Below are 10,146 nucleotides of genomic sequence, written 5' to 3'. Positions count from 1 at the left end.
CCTACGACACGGTCGTGCGCGAGGCCGAGGAGGAGACCGGCTACACCGTCGAGCCGGTCGCCCTCCTCGGCCTCGACTCCATCCGCCGCGCCTACCCGCGCCCGCTGGGCGGTCAGGCCGACTTCCACGGCCTGCGCATCGTCTACGAGGGCCGTGTCACCGGCGGCGAACTGCGCCACGAGACCGGCGGCTCCACCGACATGGCCGCCTGGCACCCTCTGGAGGCGGTGCCCGGCCTGGAGCGGGTGGGACTGGTCGACGTGGGCCTGCGGCTGTGGCGCGAGCGGCCCGCCGCGGGCCGCCCCGTCACCCCGGACGGAACGGCTCTCCTGCCCCGCGAGATGAACGAGGAGTAGCGGCCCCGGGTCCGCCCGGCGAGCGGCCGCGAACGCGCCGGGTGCCCCGAGATCGACGTACGGCGATCGGCGTCGCCCGTTGCCGCCGCGTTCACGCACAGGTCATCCCCGCTGCCAAGCATCCGGTACGAGCGGGAGGTTCGCGTCCGCGAGCCCCCGCGACCACTGCCGACGCGTTCGCACCCGGGGAGAGAAGCGCCATGCCGCGCACACGCTCTGTCACCGCCTCCGCGCTGGGGGTCGACCGCCGTACCGTCCTCGCCGCCGCCGGGGCGGTGACCCTGACCGCGGGCGCGGGCTACGCCCTGCGTCCCACCGAGAGCCGCGCCGCCACGGCGGCCGGCACCACGCCGGCGGGCCCGTCCGGAGCCCCCGGCGTACCGCTCGCCGCCGCCCCCACCGCTCCCGCCACGCCCCTCGCCCCCTACACCGGGGGCACCACCCTCGACTCCGTCGCCACGCCCCGTGCCGGCGGCCCGTACCGGCGCCTGGGCGACGGGCCCGGCTGGAAGCGGCTCGTACGCGACGACCTCGCCGCCGCCAGGTCCGGGCGCGCCGGCCGCCGCACCACCCTGGCCGCGTTCGTGCAGTTCACCGATCTCCACCTGGCCGACACCCAGCACCCGCTGCGCGTGGAGTACCTGCGCTCCTGCGACAGCCACCTGTGGCGGCCGCACGAGGCGCTCACCGTGCAGGGCGCGATCTCGCTGGTGGAGCGGGTCAACGCGCTGCGCGCCGGGCCGGTCACCGGCTCCCCGCTGCGGTTCGTCATGACCACCGGCGACAACACGGACAACAACGCCCGGTCCGAGCTCGAGTGGTTCATGAAGGTGATGAGCGGCGGCCGGCTGCGCCCGGACTCCGGCGACCCGCGCCACTACGAGGGTGTGCAGAGCAGCGGGCTGAAGCTGTACTGGCAGCCCGACGCGGCCGTCCGCGACGCCGACAAGCAGCTCGGCTTCCCGCGCCTGCCCGGCTTCCTGGCCGCGGCGACCCGCGAGGTCACCAGCCCCGGCCTGCACATGCCGTGGTACTCCACGGTCGGCAACCACGACGCCCTCCCGCTCGGCATCTACGCGCCCGGCGACCCCTATCTCGCCGAGTACGCCGCCGGCGGCAGGAAGCTGATGAGCCTGCCGGCGGCCGAGGCGCGCAAGCTCCAGGACTCGATCAAGAACGCCAGGGACCCCCGGGGGGTGCGCCTGCGCGAGCTGCTCAAGGCCCACACCCGCGACATGCGCCCGGTCACCCCCGACGAGCGGCGTGCCCCGTACACCCCGGCCGAATATCTCGAGGCCCACCTGGACCCCGCCCACCGGGGCGCCGGTCCGGCCGGCCACGGCTACTCGGCGGCGAACCTGGACGCGGGCAGCCAGTACTACTCCTTCCGTGTCGCCGACGACGTCATCGGCGTCAGTCTCGACACCACCGACCCGGGCGGGAACTACGAAGGCTCCATCGGCACCGCCCAGCTCAAGTGGCTTGACCGCACGCTGCGGGACAACAAGGACTCCTACGCCGTCGTCTTCAGCCACCACACCAGCGCCTCCATGGAGAACACCCGCCCCGACCCGGCCCGCCCCGCCGAGCGCCGCCACGGCGGCCGGGAGCTGGTCGCCCTGCTCGCCGGCCACCGCAACGTGCTGGCCTGGGTGAACGGCCACATCCACAAGAACCTCGTCACCGCGCACTCCACCGCGGGCGGACACGCCTTCTGGGAGATCTCCACCGCCTCGCACATCGACCACCCGCACCTGGCCCGGATCGTCGAACTGACGGACAACAAGGACGGCACCCTCTCGCTGTTCACCACGCTCGTGGAGTCCGCCGCCCCGCACCGCACGGATTTCGCCGATCTCAGCCAGACCGGACTGGCCGCCCTCTACCGCGAACTCGCCTTCAACGCCCCGGGCGCACCGCGGAACCTGGCCGGGAGCGCGGCCGACCGGAACACGGAGCTGCTGCTCAAGAAGGACTGAAACGCGCCCAACTGGCGTACGAAAGGGCAACCTACCCGGGCCATCGGGACGTTCTTCCCTCCGACCGGGCCCTACGAAGGGGGATGTTCATGTCCGTACGCACGATCCTGGTGGGAGCGACGGCCGTCGCGCTCTCGGCGGCGCTGGCCGCACCCGCCCTGGCGGTGGCCGCCCCGGCGGGAACCGGCCGGCACGAGGCCACCCGCCAGGCGCTCCGGGCCGCGGTCGCCGCCGGCGCGCCCGGTGCGACCGTGACGGTGAGGGACGCCCACGGCAGCTGGTCCGCCACCGCGGGCGTGGGCGACCTGCGCACGGGGGCGCCGCGGTCACCGCTGGACCGCTACCGGGTGGGCAGCATCACCAAGACGTTCGTGGCCACGGTGCTGCTCCAGTTGGAGGCGGAGGGCCGGCTGTCGCTGGACGACACCGTGGACCGGTGGCTGCCCGGCGTGGTGCGCGGCCACGGCCACGACGGCCGCCGCATCACCGTCCGCCGGCTCCTCAACCACACCAGCGGCATCTACAACTACACCTCCGACGAGACCTTCGTCCGCGACCACTTCACCAAGGACGGCTTCTTCGAGCACCGCTACGACACCCTGCGGCCCGAGGACCTGGTGCGCGTCGCCATGTCCCACAAGCCCGACTTCGCGCCGGGCACGTCCTGGAACTACTCCAACACCAACTACGTCCTGGCCGGCATGGTGATCCGGCGCGTCACCGGGCACTCCTACGCCCAGGAGATCCGCCGCCGCGTCATCGAGCCGCTGCACCTGACGGCCACCTCCCTGCCGGGCACCCGCGCCACCATGCCCCGGCCCAGCAGCCGCGCGTACTCCAAGCTCGCGCCGGCCGCCACCACGGGCCCCACCTACGACGTCACCGGACTCAACCCCTCCCTGGCCTCCTCCGCCGGTGAGATGATCTCCGACTCGGCCGACCTGGACCGCTTCTACTCGGCGCTGCTGCGCGGCCGTCTGCTGCCGGTGCGCCAGCTCAAGGAGATGAAGACCACGGTGCCGGTGGCCGGCGTGCCCAACGTCGGTTACGGCCTCGGCCTGATGGCGCAGACCCTCTCCTGCGGGGTGCGAGTGTGGGGCCATGACGGCGGCATCCACGGCTCGGTGTCGTCAGCGGCCACCACGGCCGACGGCCGGCACTCCCTCGCCCTCAACCTCAACGGCGACTGGGCGGGCGGCGGGCAGCCGGTGCTGGAGGCCGAGTTCTGCGGGAAGCGGGCGCAGGAGAGGCCGACGGGCTCGCGCCGGCCGGCCTCTCCTCTCCCCTCCTGACAACGCCCCCCGGCGCTGCCCCGGTCCCCCCTACCGGGGCAGCGCCACGACGTACTCGGCCGGGTCCCGGTCGGCCGCCGCCATGAGGGCCGTGCGGACCACGGCCGCCTGCTGTTCGGGGGCGTCGCGCAGTTTCCTGGGCGTGATGTGGACGACCGTGATGCCCAGGCGTTCCAGGTGCTCTCGCTTGCGGGCGTACTGCGACCACTGCGCGTCCTCGTCCTGCCCCTCGCCCGGGCGCGGGGCGCGGGTGTCCAGCTCCACCGCGACCGCGGGCTCCGGCCAGTAGGCGTCCACGCCGCCCAGGCACGGGCCGCCGGGCAGCGCGAGGTCCACGTTCCACACCGGGTCGGGCAGCCCGTACTCGCGCACCATGCGGTAGAGGCGGTCCTCGGCGATCGCCCGGCCCTCGGCGAGCAGCGAGTCCACCGCGTCCACCACGTGCGGCCGGCCCAGCAGCCTGGCCTCGGTCAATTCACGTACCACGGCCGCCGGTTCGCAGTGGCCGCCGCGCACCGCCTCGGTCAGCAGCCGCCGTACCGTGGCCGCGTCCTTCAGCCTGGCCACGGCGTCGGCCAGGGCCCGCGGCACCGGCGCCACCGGCAGGCCGGTGACCGGCTCCGGCTCGGGCAGGCCGGCGGTGCGCACGATCCGAGCGCAGCCGGTCGAGCGCAGCCGGCGCATCCGCGGCACCAGCACGTCGATCGCCTCCAGGGACGGCAGTCCGGGGGCGGAGGCGAACCCGTGCAGGGTGAGGGCCGCCAGACCGGTGATCATGGCATCGGCGTACACCGGGCGGTGCGGCTGCCGCGCGGTCGGCTGGGCCGGCACCCCGGGGACCGGCTCGCGGTGGCGCGGGCGGGTGGCGTACATGAGCACCGCGTGCAGCCGTTCCTCGCTGGTCGGGGGGCCGGCATGGAGCAGGAAGACACCCGGCAGGAGCTGCTGCCAGGGCCCGCCGGCCCGGGACTGCTCGTTCGCCTCGGCCGCCGAGACCCCGTGAGCGCGCAGCTGCGCGGTGGTCATCAGGCGGCGGTGCACCTCGGCGAGGTGGCTGAGGGGGCGGGGGGAGAGCGGGGTGTTGTGGTTCATGCCGGGGGATTTCCCGCACCCGGTCCCACCTTTAACCGCTGTTACACGGCCGTCGACAAAGCCGGACAAGCTCGCCCTAAAGGACGGGTGTTCGGATGCCGAAAACCCCTGGTCCGCCCGCGAGAGGACCAGGGGTTACGGGGTATCTTGCCCGAATTTCGTAACGGTTACCGCGCGCCCGACCTTTGGCCAGAGCTACCGGCCGCCGCGTCGCACGCCTGGCCGCGCAGCGCACGCGCCAGATCGTCGCGGGCCTCCAGCACCAGCCGGCGCAGCGCCGGGGCCGCGCCCTCGTGCGCGGCCAGCCACGCGTCCGCCGCCGCGAGCGTCTCGGGCGAATCGTCCAGCGCCGGGAACAGGCCCCGGACCACGTCCATCCCGATCTGGATCGAGCGCTCGGTCCACACCCGCTCGATCGCCTCGAAGTACTTCTGCGTGTACGGCGCGAGCAGCTCGCGCTGCGAGGGCCTGACGAAGCCCGCGATCGTCGCCTCCACCAGCGCGTTCGACAGCGAGTCGGACTCCACCACCTGCGCCCACGCCTGTGCCTTGACCGCGGCCGAGGGCCGCGCGGCCAGGCAGCGCACCTGGTGCCGCTTGCCCGAGGCGGTGTCGTCCCGCGCGAGCTCCGCGGCCAGCGCCTTCTCGTCCGCGACCGCGCAGGTCGCCAGCGGCTCCAGGAACGCCCAGCGCAGCTCCTGGTCGACGTCGAGACCCTCGATCTCCTCCGTGCCGTCCAGCAGACCCTGGAGCAGGGCGAGGTCGTCGGGCCCGGATGCCACCGACGCGAAGAAGCGCGCCCAGGCCAGCTGGTGCTCGCTGCCCGGCTCGGCCTGGCGCAGCTCGGCCAGCGCGCCCTCGGCCAGCGCCTGCCCGCCGGTCTCGCGCCACTCGGGCGCCGCGTAGTGCACCAGCGCCGAGTCCGCCCACGCGTGCAGCATCTGCAGGACGCCGATGTCGCTCTCGCGGCCCGCGAAGCGCAGCACCAGGTCCACGAACTCCCGCGCCGGCAGCAGCGCGTCCCGGGTCAGGTTCCACAGCGCCGACCAGCACAGCGCGCGGGCCAGCGGATCGGTCAGCGCGCCCAGGTGCTCGCGCAGGGTGGCCAGCGAGGTCTCGTCGAGGCGGACCTTGCAGTACGTCAGGTCGTCGTCGTTGACCAGCACCAGCTCCGGCGCGTCCTGCCCGGCCAGCTCGGCCACCAGGGTCCGCGCGCCGTCCACGTCCACCTCGGCGCGCGCGTACCGCTCCAGCGCCCCGACCTGGGAGCGCCGGTACAGGCCCACCGCCACCCGGTGCGGCCGCAGCCTCGGATGCGACTCGGGCGCCTCCTGCACCACGGCCAGCTCCTCGATGCGGCCGTCCCGGCCCAGCAGTACCTGCGGGGTCAGCGAGTTGACCCCGGCGGTCTGGAGCCAGGCCTGCGCCCAGGCGCTCATGTCCCGGCCGCTGGTCTCCTCCAGGACCACGAGCAGGTCACCCAGACGGGTGTTGCCGTAGGCGTGCCGCTTGAAGTAGCGGCGGGCGCCCTCCAGGAACGCGTCCTGCCCGGCGTACGCCACCAGCTGCTTGAGCACCGAGGCGCCCTTGGCGTAGGTGATGCCGTCGAAGTTCAGCTTGGCGTCCTGCAGGTCGCGGATGTCCGCGGTGACCGGGTGCGTGGAGGGCAGCTGGTCGGCGCGGTAGGCCCACGCCTTGCGGCGGTTGGCGAAGGTGATCCAGCCGTCGGTGAAGCGGGTCGCGCCGACCAGCGCGAAGGACCCCATGAAGTCGGCGAAGGACTCCTTCAGCCACAGGTCGTCCCACCACTCCATGGTGACCAGGTCGCCGAACCACATGTGCGCCATCTCGTGCAGGATGACGTTGGCCCGCGCCTCGTAGGAGGCCCGCGTGACCTTGCCGCGGAAGATGTACTCCTCCCGGAAGGTCACCAGGCCCGGGTTCTCCATCGCGCCCAGGTTGTACTCCGGCACGAACGCCTGGTCGTACTTGCCGAACGGGTACGGGTAGTCGAAGTGGTCGTGGAAGAAGTCCAGGCCCTGCTTGGTCACCGCGAAGACGTCGTCGGTGTCGAAGTGCCTGGCCAGCCCCTTGCGGCAGAGCGCGCCGAGCGGGATCTCCAGCCGCGTGCCGTCCGCCAGCACCCGCTCGTAGGAATCCGTCACGTAGTGGTACGGGCCCGCCACCACGCAGGTGATGTACGTCGAGATGGGCTTGGTCTCCGCGAAGCGCCACACCCCGTCGTGCCGCTCGCCCGTCCCGTTGCCCCACACCGTCCACTCCTCGGGCGCGCGCACCTCGAAGCGGAAGGGGGCCTTGAGGTCGGGCTGCTCGAAGTTGGCGAACACCCGGCGGGAGTCGGCCGGTTCGTACTGGGTGTAGAGGTAGACCTCGCCGTCCTCCGGGTCGACGAAGCGGTGCAGGCCCTCGCCGGTGCGCGAGTAGGCGCACTGGGCGTCCACCACCAGCTCGTTCTCCGCGGCCAGGTCCTCAAGCAGGATGCGGGAGCCGTCGAAGACCTCGCCCGGGTCCAGGTCCTTGCCGTTGAGCGAGACCGCGGTGACGCTCGGCGCGAGAAGGTCGGCGAAGCTGGTGGCGCCCGGCTCGGCGCAGCGGAAGCGGATGGTGGTGACGGAGCGGAACGTCCGCGGCCCCTCGCCGCCGTGCTCGCCCACCGCGGAACGCACGTCCAGGGACACCTCGTACCCGTCGACGGACAGCAGGGCGGCCCGTTCCCGGGCCTCGTCGCGGGACAGATTCTCACCGGGCACGGGCGACTCCCTCAAGGACGTATCGGATCAGGACGTGACGTATCGAATATCGGACGCCAGGAACAGGACCGATCCTGCCATGCGTGCCTGACCTTGGGCAGCCGGGAATGCGACGCGGATCACCGGTGTTGCGTCTTGCGGACCGCATGGGCCCGTATGCGCCTTATCCAGAGGAGAGCCATGTCCGAGAGCGCGACCACGTCCGGCAAGACCCCCGTCGACTTCTGGTTCGACCCGCTGTGCCCGTGGGCCTGGATGACGTCCCGCTGGGTGCTGGAGGTCGAGAAGGTCCGCGACATCGAGGTCCGCTGGCACATCATGAGCCTCGCGGTGCTGAACGAGCCCAAGCTGGACGAGCTGCCCGAGGACTACCGCGAGCTGCTGACCACCAAGGCCTGGGCGCCGGTCCGCGTGGTGACCGCGGCCTGGCAGAAGCACGGCGAGGACGTCCTCGGCCCGCTCTACACCGCGCTCGGCACCCGCTTCCACAACCGCGGCGAGGGCCCCACCCGCGAGGCGATCGCGGCCGCCCTGGACGAGGTGGGCCTGCCCGCCGGATTGATCGAGTACGCCGACCAGGAGGACTTCGAGTTCGACGCCGAGCTGCGCGCCTCGCACAAGGAGGGCATCGAGAAGGTCGGCCAGGACGTCGGCACCCCGGTGATCGCGGTGCCCGGCTCGGACGGCGAGCAGATCGCCTTCTTCGGCCCGGTGGTCACCCCCGCGCCCAAGGGCGAGGAGGCGGCCCGCCTGTGGGACGGCACCCTCGCGGTCGCCTCCGTCCCCGGTTTCTACGAGATCAAGCGCACCCGCACCGCGGGACCCGACTTCAGCAACCTGTAGGTCCCGCCCACGAAACGGGAGACCCCCGCGAGTCCTGTCCTCGCGGGGGTCTCCTTCTTTCCGTCCGCCCGCGTGAACGCCGGCACGCCCCAGCCGGAGCCCTGGGTGGTGGCCGCCGGTGCCGCCCGCGGGAAGCCTCGCGGCGGGGGTGTCAGCCCCGGGTGGTGCGGGCGCGCTGCCAGGCCAGGCCCACCGCCGCCAGGACCAGCGTCATCGCACCGGTCGAGTACAGCTGCACCCGGGTGCCGGGCTCCCGGGCCATCAGCACGAACACGGTCGCCATGCCGGCCAGCGCCACCCAGGTCAGCCACGGGAACGCCCACATCCGCACGACCAGCCTGTCCGGGGTCTCGCGCTCCAGCCTGCGCCGCAGCCGCAGCTGCGAGACGGCGATGAAGATCCACACCACCAGGATCACCGCGCCGATCATGTTCAGCAGCCAGGGGAAGACGTCGTCGGGCCGCCAGTGGCTCAGCAGCACACAGCCGAAGCCGAACACGCTGGAGACCAGCACGGCCACCCGCGGGACCCCGCCGGACACCCGCGCCAGCCCCTTCGGACCGAGCCCGCGCTCGACCAGCGAGTACGCGATGCGCGAGGAGCCGTAGATGTTCGCGTTCATCGCGGAGAGAAGGGCCACCAGCACGATCACGTTCATCAGCTGACCGGCACCGGGAATGCCGAGGCGGTCCAGCGCGGCGACATAGGGACCCTTGTCGACGACGTCCGCCGCGTTCCACGGGACCAGGGTGACGATGACCGCCATCGAGCCGACGTAGAACAGGGCGATGCGCCACATCGCGGTGCGCACCGCGCTCGCCACGCCCCGCACCGGGTTCTCCGACTCGGCCGCCGCGATGGTGACCGTCTCCAGGCCGCCGTAGGCGAAGACGGAGGCGAGCAGACCGGTGATCAGGCCCTGGCCGCCGTGCGGCAGGAAGTCGGTGAGGTGGGAGGCGCCGGGGGAGTCGGTACCCGGCAGCACACCCGCCACGGCGAGCGCGCCCAGCACCAGGAACAGCGAGATCGCGCCGACCTTCAGGGCCGCGAACCAGAACTCGAACTCGCCGAAGTTGCGCACCGCGGCGAGGTTCGCGCCGCAGAACACCACCATGAAGAGCGCCACCCACGCCCACTGCGGCGTGCCCGGCAGCCAGCCCGTCACGATCTTCGCGGCGCCGATGCCCTCCAGGCCCACCGCCGTGCACAGCAGCACCCAGTACGACCAGCCCGCGGTGAAGCCCGCCCACGGCCCGAACGCCCGCTCGGCGTGCGCGGAGAACGAGCCCGACGATGGGTACGCCGCCGACATCTCCCCCAGCATCCGCATCACCAGCATCACCAGGACACCGGAGAGCGCGTAGGCGAGGACGATCGAGGGCCCGGCGGCGGCGATGCCCGCGCCGGAGCCGACGAACAGGCCGGCGCCGATGACGCCGCCGAGCGCGATCATCGACAGATGGCGCTGCTTGAGACCGTGGGACAGGGTGGCGCCGGCCGCCCGCTCGGGCGTCTCGACGGTGGTGCTGCTGTTCGGCATGTGCGCGGCTCGTCCAGTGGGGGGAGTGGGGGTGGGCAAAACGCCGCACAGTCTGCTCGGCCGCCCCGCCCGCGCGGGGAGGCCGACCAGCATCCGGACGTCCGCGGTGCGGACGGTGAACGGCCCGTTACGCGGCGGCCGCCGGCCCGGCCACGCTCGTGTAGTGCGAGGCGTCGCCCTCGATCGAGTAGCTCTCCTTGCCCTCGGTGCCGACCGGCACGTCACCGGCGACGGTCACCCGGTTCAGCCGGCGGGGCAGTCCGTCGTAGTTGT

7 protein-coding genes and 1 pseudogene are annotated in these 10,146 nt (G+C 72.9%); 4 read left to right on the top strand and 4 right to left on the bottom strand.

The features are described from left to right. The 3 genes from IE249_RS16225 to IE249_RS16215 form a co-directional block, all read left to right on the top strand. The coding region (locus IE249_RS16225) for an NUDIX domain-containing protein (protein WP_229858623.1) at positions 1-356 on the top strand (356 nt) is incomplete at its 5' end. A gap of 200 nt (positions 357-556) precedes the next feature. Next, on the top strand, positions 557-2,335 hold the full coding sequence (locus tag IE249_RS16220) for a TIGR03767 family metallophosphoesterase (RefSeq protein ID WP_189705539.1): 1,779 nt from the start codon (positions 557-559) through the stop codon (positions 2,333-2,335). An 89-nt stretch (positions 2,336-2,424) separates the two neighbouring features. Next, positions 2,425-3,627, top strand: a complete 1,203-nt coding sequence (locus IE249_RS16215) for a serine hydrolase domain-containing protein (RefSeq protein WP_189705538.1) — start codon at positions 2,425-2,427, stop codon at positions 3,625-3,627. Between the two features lie 30 nt (positions 3,628-3,657). Here IE249_RS16215 and IE249_RS16210 read toward each other — a convergent pair whose 3' ends face one another. Together IE249_RS16210 and pepN are read right to left on the bottom strand one after the other, a co-directional pair. Beyond that, positions 3,658-4,719: a hypothetical protein gene (locus tag IE249_RS16210; protein WP_189705537.1), complete on the bottom strand. Its 1,062-nt coding sequence runs from the start codon at positions 4,717-4,719 to the stop codon at positions 3,658-3,660. A 167-nt stretch (positions 4,720-4,886) separates the two neighbouring features. Beyond that, positions 4,887-7,490 (bottom strand): aminopeptidase N, encoded by a 2,604-nt coding sequence (pepN, locus tag IE249_RS16205; RefSeq protein ID WP_189705536.1) that lies wholly within the window; start codon positions 7,488-7,490, stop codon positions 4,887-4,889. 180 nt (positions 7,491-7,670) lie between these two features. Here pepN and IE249_RS16200 point away from each other — a divergent pair, with 180 nt between their 5' ends. Next, positions 7,671-8,333, top strand: coding sequence for a mycothiol-dependent nitroreductase Rv2466c family protein (locus IE249_RS16200; RefSeq protein ID WP_189705535.1), 663 nt, complete (start codon positions 7,671-7,673; stop codon positions 8,331-8,333). A gap of 151 nt (positions 8,334-8,484) precedes the next feature. Here the strand turns inward: IE249_RS16200 and IE249_RS16195 are convergent, their stop codons facing one another. Both IE249_RS16195 and IE249_RS37465 read right to left on the bottom strand, forming a co-directional pair. After that, positions 8,485-9,873, bottom strand: a complete 1,389-nt coding sequence (locus tag IE249_RS16195; RefSeq protein ID WP_189705534.1) for an amino acid permease — start codon at positions 9,871-9,873, stop codon at positions 8,485-8,487. Between the two features lie 127 nt (positions 9,874-10,000). After that, a pseudogene (locus IE249_RS37465) lies at positions 10,001-10,146 on the bottom strand (TauD/TfdA family dioxygenase); the annotation flags it as partial.

The organism is Streptomyces anandii JCM 4720, from assembly GCF_014650655.1.
In the GTDB taxonomy this organism is placed as follows: domain Bacteria; phylum Actinomycetota; class Actinomycetes; order Streptomycetales; family Streptomycetaceae; genus Streptomyces; species Streptomyces anandii.
This window is presented reverse-complemented; position numbering and strand designations above follow the sequence as displayed.

Bases quoted from the DNA above. Each gene is read 5' to 3' on its own strand.
- IE249_RS16220 (WP_189705539.1), top strand. From the start codon at position 557: ATGCCGCGCACACGCTCTGTCACCGCCTCCGCGCTGGGGGTCGACCGC.
- IE249_RS16215 (WP_189705538.1), top strand. From the start codon at position 2,425: ATGTCCGTACGCACGATCCTGGTGGGAGCGACGGCCGTCGCGCTCTCG.
- IE249_RS16210 (WP_189705537.1), bottom strand. From the start codon at position 4,719: ATGAACCACAACACCCCGCTCTCCCCCCGCCCCCTCAGCCACCTCGCC.
- IE249_RS16200 (WP_189705535.1), top strand. From the start codon at position 7,671: ATGTCCGAGAGCGCGACCACGTCCGGCAAGACCCCCGTCGACTTCTGG.
- IE249_RS16195 (WP_189705534.1), bottom strand. From the start codon at position 9,873: ATGCCGAACAGCAGCACCACCGTCGAGACGCCCGAGCGGGCGGCCGGC.